We start from the raw sequence: 19,352 nt of genomic DNA on the forward strand, positions 1-19,352 counted from the left end.
TGACCTTCAACTCAATGTCGGCGCCCGCCGTCGGCTCGAAGATCATGTCGGTGGCAGCGCCGGCGGTCATCAGGCCGGCGGTGAGCGTCAGGGTTCCCGAGATAGTCGCGGCGCCGTTGACATCCAGGGCGACGGTCGGCGTCTTGCGGATCCCCACGAGGCCGCCCTTGGTGATCGTGAACACGGTGTCGAACGACGCGGTCGCGTCGGCGGCGCCGGTGACGGCGGTATTGCTGTAGTAAAGCGACCCGTCCGACGCCAAGGTCAGCGCCGCCGCGTAGCCGCTCGCGTAGTACTTCCAGGCTCCCGAATAATAGGAGTTGAACCGAAGGCCGCGACCGCTTCCGCCAATCAGGATGTCGCCGCCGACGGTCAGCTCGGCCTTGACGTTGGTGGTCTTGACCCCCAGTCCGGTCGTAACCAGCCGCATCTGCTCAGCACCGCCGTTCGCCCACGCCTGGGTGTCGGCCGCCGGCTGAAACCATCCGGTGTTGGAGTCGCCGGCGAAGGCGACGCCCGGCGCGGCGGCCGTACCGATCGTAACGCCGAGGACGCCGGCCAACACCTGCGCGGCGATCGACGACATCGACAGGCGATCGCTGATGTCGGCCTGCACCGTCGGACCCACGGTGTCGAAGGCCTGGACCTGCGTGCCGATCGTCAGGCCCAGGGTGGCCCGCATCTGCGCATAGGTGGCGTCGTCGAATAGTGTTTGGGCGGCCGGCGTGATGCTGGCCAGCAGGTCCTGCACCTGCTGCGCCGCTGCCAGCGCGGGCGCCTGCAGGTACTCGACGAACTCGTCCTGGCCCGCGTCTTCTTCGAGCTCCCCGGACGCGATCAGCTCCTTCAGGAGCGAAAGGGGCGGCGCGCCGGCGTAGCGAACCAGGACAATGCCGACATTGGGCTGCAGCGACAGGACCGTCGATGGCATCCCGCGCCGGAGACTGCGAATGGCGAACGCGGCGCTGAAGATCTGATCAAACCCGTCAACGGTGACTTCGCCAATCACGTGGACCAGGTCACGCGCCACCACGCCGCCGGTGGGCAGCAAGGCTTGAGTGTCGGCCTCGCTGAGGGGAAAGGCGATCCGATGGGCCAGCCCATCGACGCCGTTGACGCCATAGATCTCCCGTAGGACGGAGCCCTCGCCGTCCATGATGCGCTGAAGGAAGACGCGTCCTGTCAGATCCTGCGGCAACGCGGGGCCGGACTCCTGGGTCGCGACCAGATCGACCTTCAGGGTGGCGGCGATGTCCCGGTAGCCCAGGAACGATCCGTCGGCCCGATAGAAGGCGCCTTCGGCGGGGATCTGTACGGTCATGCCGGCTCCTCGGTATCGGTCAGGGTCAGGCCGGTGACGCCGGCGAGGCGGGCGGCGAAGGCGGCCTGCGCCAGGCGCTCGGAGAAGGCCGAGACGTCCATCGTCTGGGCGGCGATCGCGAGCTTCTCGCGGGCCTCTTCCAGGCTCGAACAATCGGCCAGGACGTCATCGATCGCGGCGGCCATCGGGGCCATGACCCACTCGCCATCGCCGACGACGTCGTCGATCAGCTGGTCGATCGGGTCGGGCGCAGCGGGCGCAGGGCCATCGGCGCGGGCGACGTTCGGGGTTTGGTGCGGCCGTGAGAGGCTATGAGAAGCCTGAGAAGGGCCTCGGGTGGGTTTCCCGGGGGTCAGCGGCTCCCCGGGGGCGGCGGGCGGCCGTGGCGCGGCGTCCTGCGGGGCCGTCGCGGCCGGCGGCGGTGAGGGCGCGACGAGCACTTCAGCGCCGGCCTTGGCCTCTGGTATGCCGATGCGATCGCCGATGACCGAGGCCTCCACGCGACCGCCCAGTTCGACGAAGGCCTTGATCGCCGGCATCATGACCCCGACGTCCCAGGCGTCGGCCCGACCGATCACCAGGCGCGGATAGGCGCCCTTCTTCGGCGGCCCGCGATTGAGGTCGATCATCGGCCGGACCAGGTCGCGGTTTAGCGTGGCGGCCAGGCCCTTGGCGTCGGCGCGCTCGATGTCGCCGCGAACGTCGTTGTGTTCCTTTCCCGAACCCAGGCCACCGGTGACCGCGTCGGTGGTCGCGGTCTGGCCCAGGACGGCTTTGGAGATCTGCAGGTCGAACCATTCGGCCATGCCGCGGAACAGCGCGCCGTCGGCGGTGGAGCCCTTGCCGTCGACGAACTCGATGTCCATCGACTTGGGGACGGCGGCAGCGGCGTCCGCGCCAAAGTCGGCCAGGGCCCGCAGCAGGGTGCGGATCTCCTCGGGCGTCGCGCCGCTCTCGTACTTCCCGAGGCGGAATGGCATGCCGTAGACCTCGGCGAAGGCCACCCAGTCCTTCACCGTGTAGTTCTTGAACATCCACAACCAGCTGACCGGCCGGGCCAGGCCGCCGCGGATCGGCAGGCCGCTGCTGGCCCGCACCCGGTGGAAGATGAACTTGAAGGCCGCCAGATCCTCGGGCGTGCCGTTGTCGCCGATCAGCATGGGGAGACGGCCAGTGACGCGGTCGAACCGGACGAAGCGCGGATCCACGTATTCGATCCGGCCTGGCCACCACTGCCGCTCGCTCATGTCCCAGATCAGCTCGCAGAGGGAGAACCCTTTGCCGACCGCGTCCATGACGTCGAACAGGTCGTCGTCCAGGGTGTCGCGCTGCAGCCATTGGCGGACCAGGTCGGCGTTGGCGACGTCGTCGGCCGAGTCGCTCGCGGCCTCGACCGTGATCTCCAGCTGGCAGACCTGGCGCTTGCGCGTGCCCAGCACCGACAGGTAGTGGAGATCCTTCTCCTCCATGTCCTGGGCCAGCTCCAGGTAGGCGACCGGATCGTCTGCCTCGGCCTGGCGCAGGATGCTGGCCAGGCGCCCGGGGGTGAGCCCCTGGGCAGGGTGGCCGGAGATGATCTGCCGCACGCCCGACACCGTCGGCACGGCGACCTCCCGCTTCAGCTGGCCCAGGTCGATCGGGCGGCCGAGATGGTCAACGAGGCCGGCCATCACCAGGCTCCTGCGCGTTTGAGGTCTTGGGAAAGAGTGGCGGGCCGGTCGTCGTCGTCGTCGTGATCGCGGCCGATCGGCTGGTCGGCGCGGCGGGAGACGCCGGTGTAGGCATACTCGCTGACCTCGCCGCTGGACGCGGCGTAGGCCAGGGCCAGGGCGACCGCGAAGTCGCCGTGGCGCCAAAGCCCGTCCGAGCCCTTCGACCGCGCGTTCGGCGGGACCATGGGAACGCCTCGGGTGATCTTCACCTGGCGCAGGTCATCGACCACGTCCGCGTGCGCGGGGATCGAGATGTCGCGGTCTTCAAAGGCCGCCTTCATCGGCGGCATGTTTTCGCGGTACCACTCCTGGCTGGGCTTCACCGCTTCGATGCGGCTGGCCCCGAACTTCTGCAGGGTGACCTGGCCGAGGAACGAACCGTTGCCGTTGGCGTCCAGCTTGCCGCCGGAGAACCTGGGCAGGCGCTCGGTCACATAGAAGACGACCTGCTTTTGCTGCTCATGCGGGACGCCGCGCATCTCGATCAGGAAGGGCACGGACCGCTTCAGCGACCGCTCGATGCACATGGGCGCATAGCCCGACACATCGCCGGTCAGGGCGAAGTCCTGGCCGAAGAAGTGGCGCAGGCCTCGGTCGAGCTTCTTCAGCTCCGGCGCCACGATCTGCTCAAGCCAGGCGTCGACGTAGGACCGGCGTTCCGCCTCGGGCTTCAGCTCGAAGTCGGGCGGGACATGCAGGCGCAGGACCGGTCGGTCAGGAACCGAGCAGGCCTCGATCACCGCGCGGGTCAGGTAGACGCCGGAGCCCTGGCTGGGGATGACGTCCAGCTCTTCGGCCGCGCCGGCGCCGTAGTTGGCCCGGATGCCGGCCTCGAACTCGGCTTCCTTTTCGGGTGTCCACTCCACGCCCTGGGTCAGGCAGATGCGCCGATAGAGACCGTCGTCGAGCGCGTCGCGGAAAGTCGTCCGCAGCAGCTCGAACGGCTTCTTCCTCGCGCGGCACTCCTCGACCAACTCGTTGAACGGGTTGTCCACGCCGTCGTGGGTGGAGATGATCCAGACCCGGCCGCCCCAGATCAGCAGCGCGAAGGCCGCCTTCAGCATCTCCTCCAGGTCGTCCATGAAGGCCGCCTCGTCGAGGATGACGAAGCCTTGCTTGCCGCGCAGGTTGCGGGGGCGGGAGGTCAGGGCGACGATCTCGTTGCCCGAGGCGAACCGGATTCGGAAGGCCTGGATCGACCGGTCGCCGACGGGGTCCTGCTCGACGAACAGGAACTCCTCGACCGTGACGGCGGCGACGCTGAAATGCTTGGCCCAGAACGCGCAGTCGTCGATGAACCCGCGCGTCATCTCCTTCTCATAGCCGATGTAGAGGGTGTCCATCCCGCCGTCGGACTTGCTGACCGAGGAGGCGAGAACGGCCGCCGCCGCCGCCGCCCATGAGATGCCGATCCGCCGGCTCTTCTCGTAGACGACCACGTCCGCCGTCGAGGCCAGCAGCCGCTGCTGGTAGGACAGCATGACGGCGGGCGGACCTTGCAGCAGCTCCACGGTGGGCGGCGTGGTCAGCGTCATGTCGCGATGCCCAGGATGCTGGCCTTGATCGCGTCGGCCGTGGCCTTGGTCAGACCCTCGGCCTTGACCACCTTGTCCACCGCGGCGGCCGCTTCCTGGGCGGCTTCCTTGCGGGCCTCGACCCGCATCTTCATCTGCCGATCGGCGTCCACGCGCTGGGAGCTGATCAGGCGCTGCAGCGACAGCGAAAGGGCCTTCATTTCGCCGGCGTCGAGCCGGGCGACCTCACCGGTTTCCTCGTCGACCGGGCGCTCGGTGAGCAGCTCCATGATGGCGCCCTGCAGGATCGCCATGTTGGCGCGGCCGACGCGCTCATCGGTCTCCTCGCCGAACTGGTCGACCACGAACCGGGCCATCTCGCCGGCGCGGCGCATGTCCTCGCCGATCTCGGCCATCGACTTGACGTGACGGCCCACGGCCGATCGCGAAACGCCGGCCTGCAGCTGCTCCAGATGCTGGTGGATCTCGGTGACCGTCCGGCCTTCACGCTTGAGCTTGGCGATCAGGTCTCTCAGCTCGACCGGCAGGCGGTCTATGGTCGAAGGCTGGCGCTTCTGTCTGGGTCCGGCCATGGGTTCAGACCCCCATGGACGGTTCGGCGACGCCCTCGACCGTGATCTTCCCGTCGGTGACGGCCTTGCCGCGCTTGGTGATCTTGGCGACCTGGACGCGATCGCCGAACCATTCGGTCTTCACGCAGCCGGCGGTCTCCAGAAAGGTGAACTCCTCCCGCACAACATCGCGGTCCACGCCGACACGGTGGCCGAGCGCGCTGAGGCCCTTCTCGATGACGCTTTCGCTGGCCTCGCCCCTGGCCTCGACCAGCAGGCGCAGAATGGCCAGGCGACGATCCTGGGCTAGGAAGTCGGCGAAGTTGCTCACGCGCCCTTCTCCAGGAAGTAGCGGTACAGCCGATCGACGGAGTCCTGCGTGGACCCGGCCGACTCCTTGACGGCGTCGAGCTTGGCGCCTTGGGCCGCCTGGGTCTGGGCCACGCCGTGGATCGATGTCGCCAGCCGGGCCATGTCTTCCTTCGTGGGCAGGTTCCTGACGCCCTCCTCCAGGACGGTCAGGCGATGGCCGTGATCGTCGGTGATGCCCTCGATCCTGCGGTCTTCAGCGGAGAGCTGGTTGTGCGAGGCATCGACAAGCGCCTTGACCTCTTTCTGGGCCAGCTGGCGGAGGGACCAGGCCACGCCGGTGGTCACCGCGTTGATGACGAACAAGGCCAGCGGCCAATAATCGAGAAGCTGTTTCACTGAGGCGCGGCTCCGGCCAACTCGCACGCCTTCCGGGCCGCGAGGATAATTCCCAGGCGCGCGCCCGAGATGTCGATGAGATCGTCCAGCCAACGGCCGCCGGACGCGTTGTGATCGACCACCGCGTCATCGGCCGGCGCGAGGTCCGCGCCGGCGTCGCGCCAGAGGTCAGGCGGGCAGTAGAGCCGCGTCTCGGTGCGGACCTCGACGACCGGATCAGCCGCCCGGGTCATGGGTGTCTCCGGTCCCCTGGCGGTCGCGCAGGCAACGAGCGTCACAGCGGACACGGCCATCAGGAGTGCGAGGCGCGCGGTCAACGGCGGCTTGGGCACGGAGCTTCCTCTCGACTTGGGTTCTGGCGTCGGTCTCGGCGCGACGGATTGCGGCGGTCTGATTGGTGCGCAGGGCGGCCATCTCGGTGATCACGCCCGCCAGCTCGGAACTGACAGCGTCCCGCTGGGCCTGCACCGCCTTCACGGCGGTGGAGCAGTTGTTGGCCACGCCGTAGCGATTCTCGGGAACCGCACTCAGGGACGCGTCGCAGGTCTCGGCCTGGACGGCCCGGGCCCAGCGGGCGGCGGTCACGGGGTCGCAGAGCTTGCGGGGGTCGGCGCCCAGTTTCGCGTCTGGCCGGATGGCCGCGACGCAGGTCCGATGCGCGCTAACCGCGCGGCCCAGCGACAGGTTCAGGCCGACTGACGCCAGCAGCAGCACGCCGGCGATCATGGAGAGCTTGGCGGTCAGGCTCATCTGGGCCTCCCCACGGCGCGGAGATAGAGGCCGAACAGACCCAGCACCCCGACGCCGACATGGAACAGCAAGCCGCAGACCTGCAGGTATCCGGCGAGGAGGGCGCTCACGTCGTCACCTCCGCCTGCAGGTCCTTCGAGCGGTAGTGGGTCAGCACGCCCAGCGCCCCGACCAGGGCGGCGACGCCCTCCCAGGACAGCGGCTCCCCGGCAAACCCGAACAGGCGCGCCAGGGGCAGGACGATCGCGTTGACCACGATCGCCAGCACGCACACCCAGGCGGCGGCCGAGCGCCAGCCGCCGCGGATGTAACGGCCGAACGAGCCCCACTGACCCGTGACCACGCCGGGCAGGGTGATGTTCCGGGCCTTCAGCTCTTGCGCAAGCTGGGCCAGCAGGTCGTCAAATCGGGTGGGCAGGGCGGCGGGATCAGACACGACCAAGCTCCTGGGCGCGGCGCAGCCAGCCGTTCAGAAAGCGGGACTGGCCTGGGTCGATCGCGGCGATGGCGCGGTAGCGGTTGGCCGCCTCGGTGCGGTAGACCTCCAGCAGCCGGCCGCCCCGGATGGCCTCGGCGACGCCGGCCCGGGTGATCGGGCCCAGGACGCCGTCGTCCTTCAGCGCGACCCCGCATCGGGAGCAGGCGCGCTGCAGCAGGCGGATGGCGGCGGTGGTCCCGCCGTTGACGGCCTGGTCGAACACCGCCGCGTCGATCGGGCGAGGCAGCGACCAGAACCCGGGGCCTTTCCAGAAGTGCTGGAAGTAGAGCGCCTCGGCGATATCGGCGGTCAGGGTGCGGACATCGAACCCGTCGATCACGCCGTCCAGGTTCAGATCCAGATCCTGGAACCCGTCGCGGTTGGCGTCGATCCCGCCCTGGGCCTTGGCGAAGCGCAGGCTGATGCCGAACTTGGTGGCCCCACCCCGATCCCTGCCGTCATCGACGAAGCCGCCCTCGACGCGGAGGATGCGGGCGAAGACCTGGTTCCAGCGTTGCTGATCGCTGCTGGTCCAGCCCTGGGGCTTGGACGGGAACGGGTAAGTGTGGGCGGCGCTCATGCCACCGACGCTACGGTCGGAGCCAGGTGCGTTCTTTGCTGAAATACTTCAGCAGGAGCCGGTCAGAAGAGGCTCGGCTGCAGCGAGGGGGTCCCGGCGCGTTCCTCTTCGAGGATCTGGTAGACGCGCCGCTCGGTCATGCGGACCTTGGCCGCAATTGCGGCTTTCGTCCATCCAGCAGCGCCAAGGTCGATCACCTCCTGCCGGCGGGCCGGGGTGATCGGCAGGGTCAGGGTGCTGCCGGCGAAGTTGGCGGCCAGCTGCTGGGCGGCCTCCAGGCCGGCGGCGACCGCCAGCGGGTGGGCCTCACCCAGGCGCGCCGGAACATAGATCCTGCGGCCGCCGAACACGGCCGAGAGCTTCTGCACCGCCTCCTCGCCCAGCAGCGAAGTCAGGCTCCCCAGCGTCGGGCTGACATCGCCGGTGTCTGTGTAGAAGGGCTCGCGGGCGAGGGCCATCAGCCGTTCTCCCGAACCGGCACGCCGGTCTGGAACCGCAAGGAAACATGTCCCAGCTCGCAGGGACGATCGAACAGGATCTCCGCCACGAAGCTGCGGCCGATGACCATCATCAGCGCCGACTGGCGGAAGGTGACGCCCTGCATCTCCAGCCAACGCATCCGCTCGGCGATCGACTCCGGCGCCATGGCGCGGGCCGCCTCGATCGGCAGCAGCCAGATGGGGCTGAGGCGTGGCGCGGCGGCGGTCACTGACCGGCCTCCAGACGGCGGAGCGCGGCGGCGGCTTCGAGGGCCGCCACCGTGCAGGTTCGCAGATGCCGCGCGCGGACCTCGCGGTTGGACGGCGTCGCCCTGCGGTTCCAGTAGATCGCCTGCCGCCAGGCATCCTCGGCTTCCTCCAGGCGCGCCCTTGCCGCCGCGATGACGCTGACCTGGGCGATGCCCTGGTCGTCGCCGTCGAACGTATCGTCGCGGTAGGGCAGGCGGGCGGCGGTCATCAGAGGTCGCGCGCCTCCGCCGCCCTGACGGTCAGCAGCGCCTCCAGGCGATCGCGCAGAACCTGGCCCTGCTGGTCCAGCGGCACGCCGGCGACGTCCTGGGACCAGCCGGCGCGGGTGGCCATGGCCTTCAGCGCCTCGATCAGCTTGTAGACCAGCGCCTGGTCGGCCCACTGCAGGCGCTCGACCTTCAGCTGGCGGCGAGCGAACGCCTCCAGGCCGGCCTCGCTCGGATCACGGATGACGTCCAGGCGATGGAGCGAGATCCACAAGGCGCGGGCCTTGCCGGCCGCCGGGTGATCGGCCCGGCGTGGCCGGCGATCCGTGCGGCGGGGCGCGGCGACGGCGCTGCCGGCGACGACCGTGGGCTTCCAGCCCTTGGCCTTGAACTCGTCCAGCACCCGGTCGAGCTGGGCGTCGGTGCAGTCGGCCGAGCTGGTCTCGCCGGTCAGGCGCTGCAGGATGGCGCGATAGGTCTCGTCATCCAGGGCCAGCTCCTTGCGGGCGATGTGGATCTTCGCCAGGCGTGGATTGCGGCCCGGGCGCGGGGCGTGAGCGGCGGCAGTCATGAGGACAGCCTTCCCCGGACCCAGCCGTGGAGCGCAACGCTGAAGCACTCTGTGAACAGCTGGCTATGGTCGCCGATAACCTTCGCGAAGTCGGCCTTCGGACAGACGTGCTGAGCCCCAAGCGCCGCGGCGGCCATGAGCGCCGCCTCCATAAAATCGGCGGGATGAAGCGCGCCATGGGCGGCCTCCTCGTCGTCCCACTCGTCATGGAGAACAACCAGCAGGGCGTTGGAGAGTCGCTCCACCCTGGCAATCTCGGCAGGCGTCCGATCAGGAAGAGGCGCGCTCATTGATCCGCACCCCGGCGGCGACGCTTGCGGCACTTGCGGAAGCTGACCACGGCCAGGGCCTTCCAGGTCACCACGCCATGGGCGCCCGCGAAGAGGGCCGCTTCCTTTTCCAGGTCCCCGGCCGAGCCGGCGATCAAGGTCCTCAGGTCCTCGGCCTCCAGCACGCCTGCGTATTCCGAGCCGTGGAGCAGCAGATCGACGGCCTTGATCCAGTTCGCCCCTACCGGCGCGCAGCCGGCGGCGACCAGGATGGTCAGGACTTGGACGGCGGCGTTGTGATCGCGACGCTTCACCAGGGCGTCGATCGCGCCGACGGCGATGGTCTCTCCGGCGCGGAACCCGTCGTAGCGGGGCGACTTCAGGACCACCACGCCGGCCTCACGGCAGGCCCGGTTGATGGCCTGGGCGTCCACGTCGCCGGCGGCGGCCGCGGCCGCGTGCATCTGCATCGGCGTGAGGTTCAGGCGCTCCTTGTTGTGGCCGACGAACGCGGCCGCGCGCTCGGCCTGGTGATCAGCGACCACGATCATCACCGGGATCTTGTCGATGAGCGGATGGCTGGCCGCGCCGATCGCGGTGTGCTGGCCGTCCAGAACTTCCAGGCCGGCCGCCGTCCTGGCGACCACTGGCGGCTTGTATTTGCGCCAGTCCCAGCCGCCGACCATCCGCCGGATCAGCTTGATCGAGCGGTTCGACAGACCCCGCTGGTAGCTCTCGTCGACCAACAGATCCTGCGGATCGACCAGGGCGAACCGGGGAGCCTCCGTGGCCGGCACGTTCGGGGTCAGCTGCGCCAGCACTAGCGTGCGCACCGGGCGAAGACCGACCGGCGTTGGCACGGTCGCTGCAGGGGGGGGGGGGGCTGGATGTCGTCCAGGCAAAGCCGTCGGGCTTGGCCCGCAGGACCGCGCTAACATAGGCCTGGTCGCGGGCGAAGGCTTCACCATTGGTCCCGCCGAATGGCGAGATATCCGGAGCGTGGGTCACTTAGGCGGCCTCGATGTCAGGTTGATGGGCGGCGCGCAGATCCGCGCCGGAGATCCGCCACGAGAACTTCACACGGCTGTCGATCACCTCCGCTTCGGTGATCGGGTCCCAGCCATGGCGGAGACGGACGATGACGGTGGGCCGCTGGCCGGTGGCGGTCCCAAAGGTGGCCGTCCAGGTCGAACCCCGAACGGTCGGCTGGACCTTGACCTGATGGGGTGGCGTCCAGTCTTTGGCGAACCTGTCGAACAGCTCGGCGAACGATGGCTTCCACGCCAGCCATTGGGCGATCGGGCGGCCCGGCGACTTGATCCGGCGGCTCATGCCACGCCCTCGCGCTTGCGGACCAGGCGGGCGGCGCGGCGGTTCTGATCGACGGCCGCCTTCCAGTTGCCGTTGCCCGCTGGGGCCGTCCACAGATGGCGCTCCAGAGACGAGAGGCCGGCGGCCTGGCCAGGCTGCAGCACGGTCACCTTCCCGGCCGCCACGGCCGCATCGATCAGGGCGCGCAAGTCGGTGTCGATCACCGGGCCGGCGGGCTTGGGGGCCGGGCGGCCTCGGGCGGACTTATGTGACGGCGTGAACCCGGCGGCCCGCGCGGCCTGCCACTTGCGGCTGGTCGCCAGCGCACCGAGGGGCGCGTTCTCCCGCAGGATCTCGCGGCGCAGCTCGGCCAGGACGGAGGGATCGCGGCGCGAGGGCAGGCCCAGGCGCGAGGTCAGCGCCACGACCTGGCGAGCAGTGCAGCCGTCGCCCAGGCGGCGGGCAATCTGGTCGCCCGACAGATTGTCGATCAGGTAGAGCCTGGTCGTCAGGGCGATCCTGGCGTCATTCCAGACGAACAGGCCGCGCGCCGCATCCCGGGCCCGGCGTTTCTCACGGGCGCGGATGCCGACGGCGGAGCGCTGAGCCTTGATCATGGCCGGGTCCCGGCCCTTGGCCAGGCCCATGGTCGCCACCTTGCGGCTGACCACCCGAGGACCGACCGCGACGCCGGCGTCCTGGCTGAGCAGGTCGGCGATCTGGTCGACCTGCAGGCCTTCCTCGCGATAGGTGCGGACCAGCAGCGCGGTGCGCTCCGGGGTCCAGCGGAAGATCGGGGTTCGGGTCATCAGGCCGCTCCCCCGGCGGGGCCAGCGGCCATGCGAGCGGTCGCGGCCTTCTCACGCAGCTCAGCGGCGAAGGCGTCGGCCTGGTCGGCGGTCATCAACGTCTGGGTTCCAGGCGTGCGGATCAGGACGCCGGCGCATTGGCCGTCGAAGACCACCGGCGAGATCATCACCGGACCATCCTCAAGCTGCACCTGCCGGGACGGCGTGAGGGCCAGGCCGGTCATGGCCGGGCCTCCGAAGCCTGGGCCGCGCAGACGCCCCGAACGCCGCGCGGGTCCATCGGATCGGAGGCGACCGAAATGGTGAAGCCTGGGACGGCCAGCGAAGCCATCGCCCGCACCGCCTCCCGGAAGGCGCAGAATTCCTCGGGCGTGGTCCGCATGTCCGGACCGTCCTGGATGAACCGCTCGCAGATATCGGCCACCAGCGACCGCTCGAACTCCGACAGGACCTGAGAGCAGAAGGTGAACAGCACGCCGCCGGTGGCGATCTGGCTGACTTCGGTGTGGGTGATTTTCACGCCGCCACCTCGGCCAGCTCGCCGGCGAACGGCTCGACGATGAAGTCTTCGCCAGCCGACCCGATCTTCACGCCGGGGATGGTGGCGGCGAACTGCGGCGCGCCGAGCAGCGCCTCCTTGTTCACCTCCTCCTTGATGCGCAGGAAGCTCATGCCGCCCTTGGCCGAGCGCAGGAAGTTGATCACATCCTCGACCTTGCGCAGCGTCACTGACGGCGGCCGATGACGCCAGCTCACCTTGCCGGTGGTGAACTCGACCGTCTTGGTCTTGCCCTGGCGGGCCAGCTCCTCGCGATTGACCTCGCACCACCGGGCGATCTTGTCCTGGGCCGCGGCGATCTCCTGCTTCAACGGCAGGGCGCGCTCCTCGGCGTGGCGTTTGATCTCGGCCAGTCGGTCACCGAGGTTGGCCTCGTGCCGCTGCAGCTCGCGCTGATGTTGGCCGATCTGTGCGATCAGCTGCTCGACCTCGTCCCGCGACTGGGCGGCGGGCGCGGCGGCGGTCTTGGTCTTCGTCTTGGTCAACGGTCGTCTCCATGGGGCATGAGCGCGATGGCGCGCTGGTTGGGTGAAAGGTCGGCGAGAAAGGCGCGGCGGGCGGCGATGGCCTGGCGCTGGCGGTCGCGGTCGGGATTGCGTTCGCACTCCCGGTAGGCGGGGCCCGTGGTCACCAGCTGGCGGTAGGCGCGCCAGCGGCCGATCGCCGCCGGGATGCCAACCAGCCAGCGGGCGAGGGCGATCATGAGAGCCCTCCGTCGATGCACTTCAGGCGTCCGTAGGACCGCGCCTCGGTGTCGGTCGGGCCCGCGTCCAGGGCCGAGATGCCGTCGCGGGTGACCGCAAAGAACTCGGGCTCGCCCTCGATCGATTCCAGCTCGCGCTGGACGCCGTCCGTCGTGGTGAGCAGGCGGTCGATCAGGAAGTCGAAGCTCTCCTGGTCGAGGCGCTGGGCCAGGGCCAGGGTGCGCAGCATCTTGATGTCGCGGCGCAGGCGGTTGGGGAGGTAGAGGTCAACCATGATACCGCCCTCACGCCGCGGCCAGCGGGCGGGAGGAGAGTTGCTCCCACGCGCTTTCCAGGTGGTCGAGAACGCGGTCGTCGCCCTGCTGCTGGGCCAGCAGGGTGGCCAGCTCCAGGGTATGGGTCAGGCTGCGCACGCCGCCGCCGCCGGCCTTCAACGCGACCTTGCGCAGGAAGACGCGCTCGGGCTCGCGGGTCACGGCCCAGGCGTTGAGCAGCAGCTCCACGTCCTCGACTTCCGGCTTGGAAAAGATGTGGCGGATCGAGACCCGGCTGAACAGCTGGGCGAAGGCGGCGGTGCGGGCGGCGCCCTCGATCCGGGTCAGTACTTCCCGGTTTCCGACCAAGGCGATGCCGATGCCGGTGTCGTCGTGGATGGCGCGGATCTCTTCGAGCGCGCGCTCGGACATGTGCTGCGCCTCGTCGATCAGGAACAGGCCCTGGCGGTTGGCGACCTTGTCCCGGATCATGATTGACAAGGCTTCGCTCGCCCCGCCCAGGCGGCTCGCGCCGAGGGCGCGCATCAGGGCCAGCAGGCAGGCGTTGAGGGACGAGGTCGAGGGCGACATCGTCGCCTTCCAGACGTTCGATCCGGTGATGTGAAACTGGTCCAGGGCGGCGGTCTTGCCGGTCCCGGGGTCGCCGACGATGACCACGATCTTGCCGCGCTGGGCGAAGGTCAGACAGGCGTGGATCCGGCGGGCCGTGCGGGTCGCCTGAAACGGCGGAATGATCGCCGCTTCCCGGTCCAGCTGGCTCTGGCTTTCCACCCGCATGAAGAACCGGTGGACCTTGGTGGCGATCTCATGGGTCTCGTGGATCTTGCCGTTGTTGTAAGTGCCCGGGACCCATCCCGAGAGGGTGCCCTGGGCGACGCCGGTCAGTTGGCCGATGCGGCCCCAGCTGTAGCCGTTGGCTTCCTTGAAGGCCCTCAGACGCTCGCGCAGAGCGTCGATTTCGTCGGGCGTGAAGTGGGTTTGACCCCGGTCGAGGTTCATGCGACTCAATCTCCTGTTCCTGTTGGGCCTTTCGGCCCGGCTACCGGCCGCGAGGGGGTTCCAGCCCCTCGCGGCCGTTCTCATTCCAGGCCGCCGTCGACGACGGTGAAGGCCTGGCGTTTAGGGGTGGCTGCAATGGATTCCATGGCGTCGGCGAACTGATCGATGACGACGGTGCGCTGGGGCGCGGGGCGGGCCGCGACGGCCACGCCGCGGGTCCGCACGGGGCGCAGGGCCGCCGGCTGGGGCGGTGTTTCGTCTTCCTCGGCGTCGGGCAGCATGGCCGCCAGCTGGGCGGCGGTGAGCAGGTTCTCGGCCTGCTCCAGGGCCTTGGCCTTCTTCTTGACGTCGGCTTCCTGGCGGGCGCGGACCTTGGCCGCGCCGGCGTCCAGGAACCCGGTGGCGGCGATCACCGGCGCGCTGGCCAGGAAGGCTCCGTCCAGGGTGTAGACGTGGATCTCGGACTGCAGATCGTCCGGGTCGAACCGGACCGTCACCCGTTGGCCTGCCACCGCGTACAGCTCATCGGACCAGTAGCGGTTGCCGTAGAGCGAGATCTCGCCGGACTTGGGCGCGGCCCTCAGCTGGTCGGCGGCCAAGAGGGCCAGGCGCAGCTGTTCGGGACCGGCGTGGCGGATCGCCGAGCGGCGATACGAGGCCTCGAACGCCTGGTCGAAACTGCCCCCGCGGGCCATCTCGGTGCGGCGGCCGGTCTTGGCGTTGTGGGCGGCGATGCCCTGGTCGACGATGCGCCGGAACACGTCCAGGTCGATGGCGCGCGAGCCGTAGTTCTCGGGCTTGGCGTCGGGCCGGTTGCCGGTATAGGCGCCCTCGAAAGCGGGGTGTTTGGCGATGGCGTCGCAGAAGTCTCTGAAGCCCCGCTCAATGGGCTTTGAGGAGCCTCTGAAGGGCAAGGCCCAGTGGATCTTCACGCCCAGAGAGGTCAGCAGACCCGTGGGTTCTTCGGGCCTGATCTTGAACCGGAACCGGCTCTTGGCCCCGCCGGTGATCCATTTGCTGGCGAAGGCCCGGCCGTTGTCCATCAGGCAGGCGTCGGGGATGCCCCAGTGCTTGAAGAGGTCGGCGAACGCCAGCCGGGTCAGCACCGCCGACTCCGTCTCGGCGATGCGCCAGGCGACGAACTTGCGGCTCATCACGTCCTGGATGGCGACCATCATCGGCCGGGCGATCGTGCCGTCTGGCCAGCGGACGAACACGTCCCACCGGTGACCGTCGATATTGACCAGCTCCAGGGCGCGCAGGTCGGCGACCGACCGCTGCTGGTGGGGGATGGTCGCGCGCAGGGCGTCCTGACCAGACCGCTTGGCGATCACCAGCCGGCCGTCCACGTCGCGCTCCAGGCGGCGCTGGAAGGTCTTCAGATGGGGGATCTCGACGCCCTGCTTCTGGGCGAAATCGAGGGTGCGGCAGTAGACGCTGGCCATGGTCGGCGCGCTGGGCCGCAGATAGTCGGACAGGAACACCTGCCACACCGCCGGGTCGATCTCGGAGCAGGCTCCGCCACCCTGTCGGCGCGGGGCCAGGCGCGGCAGGCGATGCTCGGGCGCGGCGCCCTTGATCATGCCCAGCCAGAGCCAGAGGGTCGCCGGGCTGACGCCGCGTGTGGCTGCGGTCAGGGCCACGGCCGCCGACCGGGTGGAGCCGCCGGCCTCATGCGCCAGCACCGCGTCCACGGCCTCCAGCCGCGCCTGGGCCTCGGCCTTGACCTTCGAGGTCTGGCGCTCGAACCAGGACCACAGATGGTCGGCGGCGGTCGGGTTGGCGACGATGACATTGGCCGGGACCGCCAGGCCTCGGCGGATCAGCTCGGCGGCCGCCGCGGGCGGCAGGACGGAGTGATGATATTCCAGCCCGCCGCCGCGCTGGCCGGCCCTCGGCCGGGCCAGGGCCGCGCCGGCGCTGTCGACCTGCAGGGCCCAGCGGCGGGCCTTGGCCAACTCGTTGATCTTGCGTTTCACGCCGGGCAATCCGGGCAGCGCAAGGTCGGCCAGCTCGGCCGCCGTAAACCAGGTCTGACGCCCCCCCACCGTGGTCATTTTCGGCGACCTCCGGTGCGCGGTTCGGCGACCGATTTGAGGGTCCGAAGGCGGCTGTCGATCGTGCGCTTCTGAGCTTCCAGGTGGCCGATCTCGGCCAGGAACACTTCCTCGCCGACCAGCAGATCGCAGCCGATCCGGCGGAGCAGGGCGCGCAACACATCGTATCGGCCGGTGGCGGCGATCAGCACCAGCATGCGGTCGAACGACACGCGGTGACCGTCGCGGGCTTCGCTGGCGTAGGCGTCCAGCATGAGCTTGGAGACCTCGTCGTCGATCAGCGCGCTCATGGCGGCGGCGACGTCGTAGCGGTTCCGCGGGTCGCGCCGCAGGATCTCGGCGACGGCCGAGGCGCACTCCCGCGCCAGGGCGCTCAGGGCGCCATCGCTGGTCGCGGCCTCTGGCACGCCAAGGGCCAGGTCCAGCTGGGCGTCATCGAAGGCGTGGCGGCGCTTGGTCATGCGGCCTCCCGAACGGGGAGGTTGACGCGGTAGGAGGAGAGGTGGGCGACCTGGTCGCGGCAGCCGTTCACCGCGATCTCGGTGATCGCCTGGGCGCCATAGGTCGCCTTGATGATCTCGGGCAGGGGAGCGACGCCGAGGAACGAAGCCCAGACAAAGGCGCGCACAATGAACGGCTGCGGCCCCCAGCACATGCCGTCGGAGAACTGGCCGATGTAGAGGCGATCCGCGAGGGCATGCAGCTCGGCCGTCTTCTGGCGCAGCAGCTCGGCCTCGTCGGCGGTGGGGATGATGCGGTCCGTCATTGGCCCGCCCTTTCCCGGGCCAGCCGCGCCTTGCGATCGGCCCAGGTCTCGAACAGTTCCTTGTCCCAATTGTTCACCACCGAGCGGCCTGGCTCGATTTCGTGGGGATAGACCGGCTGGCCAGAACGAGGCGCGAGCCGAGCCTTGCCGGGCAGGGCGCGGCCGCTCATGCGTCACCTGCCGGGCAATGGCAGACGGCCAGGACCAGGTCGGACCGGCCGCCGTCGAAACGCACGGTGGCGAAGGTGTCCAGCTTGATCCGGAACACCTTCGCCATCGGCTCTGGACCGACGCCGGCGGCGATCCGGTCGCGGATCACGTCACACCAGATCGAGGTGGAGTGCTGCAGAACCCAGTCGATCGACCTAAGCATCCGTCGCCCCCGTGAGGAGCGCGATCTCTTCCTTGCTGAGCAGGGGGCGGATGGTCGTCAGGGCGGCCTTCCGCTCGGCGCGGCCCATGCGCTGCAGCGCCCCGATGAATGCCGACAGGCGCTTGGCCTCCGCCGAGGGCTGAACCTTGCCGGCCAACAGCGCGACGGCCTCGCCGGCGCTCTTGACCCGGCCCTGCAGGATCATCTCGCAGGCCCGCTTCTGATCGGCCTCTGACAGCTTGGTCAGGGCCCGCAGCTGGGCGGCGTTTCGGCCCACCGGATGGGCCCGGAGCTGAGCCGCGACGGAGGGGGTGAGGCGGCGGTAGAGTTCGAGATCGCGCTCGATCGAGCGCTTGTTCAAGTTGAGGCTTTCGCCGATCTCGGCGGTGAAGCCGTATACGAGCGACATCGTGTCGCTCGCATCCTGAGCTTCAGCTTTCAGGACCTTTTGCCACCGCGCGGCTATTGCGATGGCTTGTGGTGAGGCCTCCGGATCAACACCTGCCCGAGCGCGCATCACTTGGTGAAGCTCTGCAACGAAGGCCGCTCGATCGAGCGGGTCGAGGCCCTTGCGCCAGAGGTTCTCGGAGACCTCGCGCCGCCGCCGGTCGAGCGCGTCGGCCGACTTCACCACGGCCTTGATTTCGGTCCAGCCCTCGGCGCGGGCGCCGGCCAGGCGGTGGCCGCCGGTGATCAGCTTCCAGCCATTCCGACCAGGCAGCCGGCACACCGAGATGGGATCGTCCTGGCCGTCGGCGGTCATAATCCTGCCGAGCGCGGCGGCCCAGTTCGGATCAACCGGCCGCAGCCGGTCGCTGTCGTCGATCATGTCGATCGGCAGCATCACCGTCTGCTCGACGACCGCGAGGTCGGTGGTGGAAGTCGCGACGGAAAGAGCGGGAGAGGCCATGTCTAACGCGCCCCCGCCGATAGACGGTGCGTTGTCGGCTGTTCGGGATTATCTTCATCACGAACGTGACGGATGCGACCACCTTCAGGGTCGTATCTCGTCGGCCACAACTCATGGAGAGACACGCCCAGGAACTTTGAAATGACCTTGTCGGCTTCCGGCTGAGGTCTGATCAGGGCCGCACGAACCGCACTCTCATGGAGCCCGTGGTCCGTCGCGAGGCGCGAAAGCGTCATGCCCCGCATGCGGATATGCGCCTTGATCAGCTCCGGATGACGATCAACGGGCTTCTTGGCGGCCCGGGGAGAAGTCGACACGATTGGGGTCCTCACGTCACGAACGTGATATTTCCCCCCGTTTCAGGATTCCGTCAAGGCGTGACGGACCGTTTCGGCATGAACGATTTGGAATTTGACCCTAATTTCGACTACCGGGGCTTTGGCGCTCGCCTTCGCGAAGCGATGGAACCCGAGAAGCCGACGGCCTTCGCGGCCCGGGCGGACGTCCCCCAGAACACAGTCTCGAAATATGTGCGGGGCGACGGGAAGGCTGGGCCGCGGCTCGACATCGTAGCCAAGATGGCGGACGCGCTTGGGTGCTCGATCGACTGGTTGGTGTGGGGCCGGGGCGACGGCCCTGATTCGGATGGGACCTTTGTCAGGATCCCCCGTTATTCAGCGACGCTGGCCGCCGGCGCAGGGTCTTGGAACGATGGCCGGCGTCGCCTCGATGATGTTCCGTTTACGGGCGCGTTCCTCCGGAAGCGCCTAAACCGCACGTCGGCATCGGGCCTGGCTGTCTTGGAGGCTCGCGGGGATTCCATGGAGCCCGGCATCAAAGACGGCGCTCTCCTGATGATCGATGAAGGTGATCAGCGCATTTTCGATGGGATCTTCGCCTTCGTCCTGGCGGGCGACGCTCGCGTAAAACGATTCCGTCGTTTGGCCAGCGGGATCCAGCTGATATCTGACAACCCGGCCTATCCCGCTGAGACCATCGAAGGCGGCGACATGGGCAGTCTGCAGATCATCGGCCGCGTCCTCTGGGTCGGCCAGCTACTCTAGGAGCGCAGTGTGAAACGGTTCCTATGTTCACTTTCTTTGGGGCTGTTGGTGGGGTGCGGCCCCAACCCGCCTCCGCCGGAGACGGCCGCTGCGGA

32 protein-coding genes are annotated in these 19,352 nt (G+C 69.0%); 1 reads left to right on the forward strand and 31 read right to left on the reverse strand.

Annotation, left to right across the window (positions count from 1 at the left end; all coding sequences use genetic code 11):
• From ACODSL_RS16015 to ACODSL_RS16165, 31 genes are all read right to left on the reverse strand, one after another.
• A partial coding sequence (locus ACODSL_RS16015; protein WP_488901718.1) for a hypothetical protein occupies positions 1 to 1,321 on the reverse strand: 1,321 nt, incomplete at its 3' end.
• Positions 1,318 to 2,991 carry a DUF935 domain-containing protein gene (locus tag ACODSL_RS16020; protein WP_488901719.1) on the reverse strand — a complete coding sequence of 558 codons (1,674 nt, stop codon included), beginning with the start codon at positions 2,989 to 2,991 and terminating at the stop codon, positions 1,318 to 1,320. The genes ACODSL_RS16015 and ACODSL_RS16020, both read right to left, overlap by 4 nt.
• Entirely contained in the window at positions 2,991 to 4,568 is a 1,578-nt protein-coding gene (locus ACODSL_RS16025) for a hypothetical protein (protein WP_488901720.1), read from the reverse strand. Before ACODSL_RS16025 ends, ACODSL_RS16020 begins: the two co-directional genes overlap by 1 nt.
• On the reverse strand, positions 4,565 to 5,140 hold the full coding sequence (locus ACODSL_RS16030) for a phage protein Gp27 family protein (protein WP_488901721.1): 576 nt from the start codon (positions 5,138 to 5,140) through the stop codon (positions 4,565 to 4,567). Before ACODSL_RS16030 ends, ACODSL_RS16025 begins: the two co-directional genes overlap by 4 nt.
• Before the next feature lie 4 nt (positions 5,141 to 5,144).
• Entirely contained in the window at positions 5,145 to 5,450 is a 306-nt protein-coding gene (locus tag ACODSL_RS16035; RefSeq protein ID WP_488901722.1) for a VpaChn25_0724 family phage protein, read from the reverse strand.
• Positions 5,447 to 5,827 carry a DUF2730 family protein gene (locus ACODSL_RS16040; protein ID WP_488901723.1) on the reverse strand — a complete coding sequence of 127 codons (381 nt, stop codon included), beginning with the start codon at positions 5,825 to 5,827 and terminating at the stop codon, positions 5,447 to 5,449. Before ACODSL_RS16040 ends, ACODSL_RS16035 begins: the two co-directional genes overlap by 4 nt.
• A complete protein-coding gene (locus ACODSL_RS16045; protein WP_488901724.1) occupies positions 5,824 to 6,060 on the reverse strand; it encodes a hypothetical protein in 237 nt (78 codons plus the stop codon). The genes ACODSL_RS16040 and ACODSL_RS16045 overlap by 4 nt, the downstream gene beginning before the upstream one ends.
• The gene (locus tag ACODSL_RS16050; RefSeq protein ID WP_488901725.1) at positions 6,044 to 6,577 is read right to left on the reverse strand and encodes a hypothetical protein; all 534 of its coding nucleotides are present in this window, start codon (positions 6,575 to 6,577) and stop codon (positions 6,044 to 6,046) included. Before ACODSL_RS16050 ends, ACODSL_RS16045 begins: the two co-directional genes overlap by 17 nt.
• Before the next feature lie 106 nt (positions 6,578 to 6,683).
• Entirely contained in the window at positions 6,684 to 7,013 is a 330-nt protein-coding gene (locus ACODSL_RS16055) for a hypothetical protein (protein ID WP_488901726.1), read from the reverse strand.
• Positions 7,006 to 7,635, reverse strand: coding sequence for a glycoside hydrolase family 108 protein (locus ACODSL_RS16060; protein ID WP_488901727.1), 630 nt, complete (start codon positions 7,633 to 7,635; stop codon positions 7,006 to 7,008). The genes ACODSL_RS16055 and ACODSL_RS16060 overlap by 8 nt, the downstream gene beginning before the upstream one ends.
• 62 nt (positions 7,636 to 7,697) lie before the next feature.
• Entirely contained in the window at positions 7,698 to 8,093 is a 396-nt protein-coding gene (locus ACODSL_RS16065; RefSeq protein ID WP_488901728.1) for a helix-turn-helix domain-containing protein, read from the reverse strand.
• Complete coding sequence (locus ACODSL_RS16070; protein WP_488901729.1) at positions 8,093 to 8,344, reverse strand: hypothetical protein; 252 nt, start codon at positions 8,342 to 8,344, stop codon at positions 8,093 to 8,095. The genes ACODSL_RS16065 and ACODSL_RS16070 overlap by 1 nt, the downstream gene beginning before the upstream one ends.
• A complete protein-coding gene (locus tag ACODSL_RS16075; RefSeq protein WP_488901730.1) occupies positions 8,341 to 8,592 on the reverse strand; it encodes a hypothetical protein in 252 nt (83 codons plus the stop codon). Before ACODSL_RS16075 ends, ACODSL_RS16070 begins: the two co-directional genes overlap by 4 nt.
• Complete coding sequence (locus ACODSL_RS16080) at positions 8,592 to 9,161, reverse strand: gp16 family protein (RefSeq protein WP_488901731.1); 570 nt, start codon at positions 9,159 to 9,161, stop codon at positions 8,592 to 8,594. The genes ACODSL_RS16075 and ACODSL_RS16080 overlap by 1 nt, the downstream gene beginning before the upstream one ends.
• Positions 9,158 to 9,451 carry a hypothetical protein gene (locus ACODSL_RS16085; protein WP_488901732.1) on the reverse strand — a complete coding sequence of 98 codons (294 nt, stop codon included), beginning with the start codon at positions 9,449 to 9,451 and terminating at the stop codon, positions 9,158 to 9,160. The genes ACODSL_RS16080 and ACODSL_RS16085 overlap by 4 nt, the downstream gene beginning before the upstream one ends.
• On the reverse strand, positions 9,448 to 10,290 hold the full coding sequence (locus tag ACODSL_RS16090; protein WP_488901733.1) for a hypothetical protein: 843 nt from the start codon (positions 10,288 to 10,290) through the stop codon (positions 9,448 to 9,450). Before ACODSL_RS16090 ends, ACODSL_RS16085 begins: the two co-directional genes overlap by 4 nt.
• A gap of 148 nt (positions 10,291 to 10,438) precedes the next feature.
• On the reverse strand, positions 10,439 to 10,762 hold the full coding sequence (locus ACODSL_RS16095) for a hypothetical protein (protein WP_488901734.1): 324 nt from the start codon (positions 10,760 to 10,762) through the stop codon (positions 10,439 to 10,441).
• A complete protein-coding gene (locus ACODSL_RS16100) occupies positions 10,759 to 11,550 on the reverse strand; it encodes a hypothetical protein (RefSeq protein WP_488901735.1) in 792 nt (263 codons plus the stop codon). The genes ACODSL_RS16095 and ACODSL_RS16100 overlap by 4 nt, the downstream gene beginning before the upstream one ends.
• On the reverse strand, positions 11,550 to 11,774 hold the full coding sequence (locus tag ACODSL_RS16105; protein WP_488901736.1) for a hypothetical protein: 225 nt from the start codon (positions 11,772 to 11,774) through the stop codon (positions 11,550 to 11,552). Before ACODSL_RS16105 ends, ACODSL_RS16100 begins: the two co-directional genes overlap by 1 nt.
• Positions 11,771 to 12,070 carry a hypothetical protein gene (locus ACODSL_RS16110; RefSeq protein ID WP_488901737.1) on the reverse strand — a complete coding sequence of 100 codons (300 nt, stop codon included), beginning with the start codon at positions 12,068 to 12,070 and terminating at the stop codon, positions 11,771 to 11,773. The genes ACODSL_RS16105 and ACODSL_RS16110 overlap by 4 nt, the downstream gene beginning before the upstream one ends.
• Entirely contained in the window at positions 12,067 to 12,594 is a 528-nt protein-coding gene (locus tag ACODSL_RS16115; protein WP_488901738.1) for a host-nuclease inhibitor Gam family protein, read from the reverse strand. The genes ACODSL_RS16110 and ACODSL_RS16115 overlap by 4 nt, the downstream gene beginning before the upstream one ends.
• Positions 12,591 to 12,812 (reverse strand): hypothetical protein, encoded by a 222-nt coding sequence (locus ACODSL_RS16120; protein WP_488901739.1) that lies wholly within the window; start codon positions 12,810 to 12,812, stop codon positions 12,591 to 12,593. Before ACODSL_RS16120 ends, ACODSL_RS16115 begins: the two co-directional genes overlap by 4 nt.
• Positions 12,809 to 13,087, reverse strand: coding sequence for a hypothetical protein (locus tag ACODSL_RS16125; RefSeq protein ID WP_488901740.1), 279 nt, complete (start codon positions 13,085 to 13,087; stop codon positions 12,809 to 12,811). The genes ACODSL_RS16120 and ACODSL_RS16125 overlap by 4 nt, the downstream gene beginning before the upstream one ends.
• 10 nt (positions 13,088 to 13,097) lie before the next feature.
• Entirely contained in the window at positions 13,098 to 14,087 is a 990-nt protein-coding gene (locus ACODSL_RS16130; RefSeq protein WP_488901741.1) for an AAA family ATPase, read from the reverse strand.
• An 80-nt stretch (positions 14,088 to 14,167) separates the two neighbouring features.
• Positions 14,168 to 16,144 carry a transposase domain-containing protein gene (locus ACODSL_RS16135; RefSeq protein ID WP_488901742.1) on the reverse strand — a complete coding sequence of 659 codons (1,977 nt, stop codon included), beginning with the start codon at positions 16,142 to 16,144 and terminating at the stop codon, positions 14,168 to 14,170.
• Positions 16,141 to 16,605: a hypothetical protein gene (locus ACODSL_RS16140; RefSeq protein WP_488901743.1), complete on the reverse strand. Its 465-nt coding sequence runs from the start codon at positions 16,603 to 16,605 to the stop codon at positions 16,141 to 16,143. The genes ACODSL_RS16135 and ACODSL_RS16140 overlap by 4 nt, the downstream gene beginning before the upstream one ends.
• Positions 16,602 to 16,910 carry a hypothetical protein gene (locus ACODSL_RS16145; RefSeq protein ID WP_488901744.1) on the reverse strand — a complete coding sequence of 103 codons (309 nt, stop codon included), beginning with the start codon at positions 16,908 to 16,910 and terminating at the stop codon, positions 16,602 to 16,604. The genes ACODSL_RS16140 and ACODSL_RS16145 overlap by 4 nt, the downstream gene beginning before the upstream one ends.
• Positions 16,907 to 17,080: a hypothetical protein gene (locus ACODSL_RS16150; RefSeq protein WP_488901745.1), complete on the reverse strand. Its 174-nt coding sequence runs from the start codon at positions 17,078 to 17,080 to the stop codon at positions 16,907 to 16,909. Before ACODSL_RS16150 ends, ACODSL_RS16145 begins: the two co-directional genes overlap by 4 nt.
• Positions 17,077 to 17,283 (reverse strand): hypothetical protein, encoded by a 207-nt coding sequence (locus ACODSL_RS16155; protein ID WP_488901746.1) that lies wholly within the window; start codon positions 17,281 to 17,283, stop codon positions 17,077 to 17,079. Before ACODSL_RS16155 ends, ACODSL_RS16150 begins: the two co-directional genes overlap by 4 nt.
• Positions 17,276 to 18,193: a ParB/RepB/Spo0J family partition protein gene (locus ACODSL_RS16160; protein ID WP_488901747.1), complete on the reverse strand. Its 918-nt coding sequence runs from the start codon at positions 18,191 to 18,193 to the stop codon at positions 17,276 to 17,278. Before ACODSL_RS16160 ends, ACODSL_RS16155 begins: the two co-directional genes overlap by 8 nt.
• A gap of 2 nt (positions 18,194 to 18,195) precedes the next feature.
• Positions 18,196 to 18,510 (reverse strand): helix-turn-helix domain-containing protein, encoded by a 315-nt coding sequence (locus ACODSL_RS16165; protein ID WP_488901748.1) that lies wholly within the window; start codon positions 18,508 to 18,510, stop codon positions 18,196 to 18,198.
• A 60-nt stretch (positions 18,511 to 18,570) separates the two neighbouring features.
• On the opposite strand from ACODSL_RS16165, the gene ACODSL_RS16170 reads away from it, so the two are divergent.
• Positions 18,571 to 19,257, forward strand: coding sequence for an XRE family transcriptional regulator (locus tag ACODSL_RS16170; protein WP_488901749.1), 687 nt, complete (start codon positions 18,571 to 18,573; stop codon positions 19,255 to 19,257).
• Positions 19,258 to 19,352 lie beyond the last annotated feature (95 nt).

The sequence above is a fragment of the Caulobacter sp. FG121 genome (assembly GCF_057809815.1).

Coding starts and splice junctions, on each gene's coding strand:
- ACODSL_RS16085 (WP_488901732.1), bottom strand. CDS start 9,451: ATGAGCGCGCCTCTTCCTGATCGGACGCCTGCCGAGATTGCCAGGGTG.
- ACODSL_RS16095 (WP_488901734.1), bottom strand. CDS start 10,762: ATGAGCCGCCGGATCAAGTCGCCGGGCCGCCCGATCGCCCAATGGCTG.
- ACODSL_RS16150 (WP_488901745.1), bottom strand. CDS start 17,080: ATGAGCGGCCGCGCCCTGCCCGGCAAGGCTCGGCTCGCGCCTCGTTCT.
- ACODSL_RS16025 (WP_488901720.1), bottom strand. CDS start 4,568: ATGACGCTGACCACGCCGCCCACCGTGGAGCTGCTGCAAGGTCCGCCC.
- ACODSL_RS16140 (WP_488901743.1), bottom strand. CDS start 16,605: ATGACCAAGCGCCGCCACGCCTTCGATGACGCCCAGCTGGACCTGGCC.
- ACODSL_RS16130 (WP_488901741.1), bottom strand. CDS start 14,087: ATGAACCTCGACCGGGGTCAAACCCACTTCACGCCCGACGAAATCGAC.
- ACODSL_RS16125 (WP_488901740.1), bottom strand. CDS start 13,087: ATGGTTGACCTCTACCTCCCCAACCGCCTGCGCCGCGACATCAAGATG.
- ACODSL_RS16135 (WP_488901742.1), bottom strand. CDS start 16,144: ATGACCACGGTGGGGGGGCGTCAGACCTGGTTTACGGCGGCCGAGCTG.
- ACODSL_RS16155 (WP_488901746.1), bottom strand. CDS start 17,283: ATGCTTAGGTCGATCGACTGGGTTCTGCAGCACTCCACCTCGATCTGG.
- ACODSL_RS16160 (WP_488901747.1), bottom strand. CDS start 18,193: ATGGCCTCTCCCGCTCTTTCCGTCGCGACTTCCACCACCGACCTCGCG.
- ACODSL_RS16060 (WP_488901727.1), bottom strand. CDS start 7,635: ATGAGCGCCGCCCACACTTACCCGTTCCCGTCCAAGCCCCAGGGCTGG.
- ACODSL_RS16145 (WP_488901744.1), bottom strand. CDS start 16,910: ATGACGGACCGCATCATCCCCACCGCCGACGAGGCCGAGCTGCTGCGC.
- ACODSL_RS16045 (WP_488901724.1), bottom strand. CDS start 6,060: ATGACCCGGGCGGCTGATCCGGTCGTCGAGGTCCGCACCGAGACGCGG.
- ACODSL_RS16020 (WP_488901719.1), bottom strand. CDS start 2,991: ATGGCCGGCCTCGTTGACCATCTCGGCCGCCCGATCGACCTGGGCCAG.
- ACODSL_RS16065 (WP_488901728.1), bottom strand. CDS start 8,093: ATGGCCCTCGCCCGCGAGCCCTTCTACACAGACACCGGCGATGTCAGC.
- ACODSL_RS16030 (WP_488901721.1), bottom strand. CDS start 5,140: ATGGCCGGACCCAGACAGAAGCGCCAGCCTTCGACCATAGACCGCCTG.
- ACODSL_RS16080 (WP_488901731.1), bottom strand. CDS start 9,161: ATGACTGCCGCCGCTCACGCCCCGCGCCCGGGCCGCAATCCACGCCTG.
- ACODSL_RS16050 (WP_488901725.1), bottom strand. CDS start 6,577: ATGAGCCTGACCGCCAAGCTCTCCATGATCGCCGGCGTGCTGCTGCTG.
- ACODSL_RS16105 (WP_488901736.1), bottom strand. CDS start 11,774: ATGACCGGCCTGGCCCTCACGCCGTCCCGGCAGGTGCAGCTTGAGGAT.
- ACODSL_RS16075 (WP_488901730.1), bottom strand. CDS start 8,592: ATGACCGCCGCCCGCCTGCCCTACCGCGACGATACGTTCGACGGCGAC.
- ACODSL_RS16100 (WP_488901735.1), bottom strand. CDS start 11,550: ATGACCCGAACCCCGATCTTCCGCTGGACCCCGGAGCGCACCGCGCTG.
- ACODSL_RS16120 (WP_488901739.1), bottom strand. CDS start 12,812: ATGATCGCCCTCGCCCGCTGGCTGGTTGGCATCCCGGCGGCGATCGGC.